Origin of the sequence: Gluconobacter sp. P1D12_c (genome assembly GCF_018812105.1) — a bacterium.
In the GTDB taxonomy this organism is placed as follows: Bacteria; Pseudomonadota; Alphaproteobacteria; order Acetobacterales; family Acetobacteraceae; genus Gluconobacter; species Gluconobacter oxydans_A.
This window is the reverse complement of record NZ_JACSIQ010000138.1, coordinates 1-643: the sequence shown is the minus strand read 5'-3', so window position 1 is coordinate 643 and position 643 is coordinate 1. Positions and strand designations below refer to the sequence as shown.

The 643-nt window shown below is 37.1% G+C and carries 1 protein-coding gene; it reads left to right on the top strand.

Annotation, left to right across the window (positions count from 1 at the left end; translation table 11 throughout):
- Nucleotides 1-151: 151 nt before the first annotated feature.
- Nucleotides 152-643 (top strand): hypothetical protein (locus KP705_RS15970; protein ID WP_215764947.1); only part of this gene is annotated, 492 nt, incomplete at its 3' end.

Below are 643 nucleotides of genomic sequence, written 5' to 3'. Positions count from 1 at the left end.
TTTCAGGAGCTTGCAGACTGGTATCTTTGAAGCTCCGCAGGACCGACGACAATGTAATTGTCATAGTCGGACACTATGACAAGTCAAATATTGATTTCTATCTGCTACAATAAGTTTCCAGTACCCCACAAACTGAGGGTCGGAGATTGTTATGGATATGGTAAAGAAGGAAAAATATAGAGAAATAGAGAGAGAAGTACAGAGGCTTGAAAATCTGTTCAATATAAAGGCTGTGCGATTGAAGGCACGTTATGAGACCAAGGCTATTCGTTATATGTTTGGGAATGGGGTCGAGGTTTATTGCGGTTGGGAAAAGCCTTACGATATCATGACTTGTTTGCATGACCATTATATTGACCATTCTTTTCCTGTGAAKGATGTGAAAAGTTATAGAGATTATTTGCGTTGTCTTCCTTCGCATTCTTCTTTGTTTTTKGATTACATAGAAAGCAGGGGATATGGTTTTTTAAGATTCAACGAATATTTGAACGATGACGAGGATGATTTTTGTTACGAGTGTGTTTTTGTTAATGACAATAAAGATGAGATACGCCTTTGGGTTAAAGATTTAGAAGAATGTGACAAGGATGGTTTGTATTCGAGTATCGATAATTTAGATTTGGAAAATTGTACGTCTGATGAT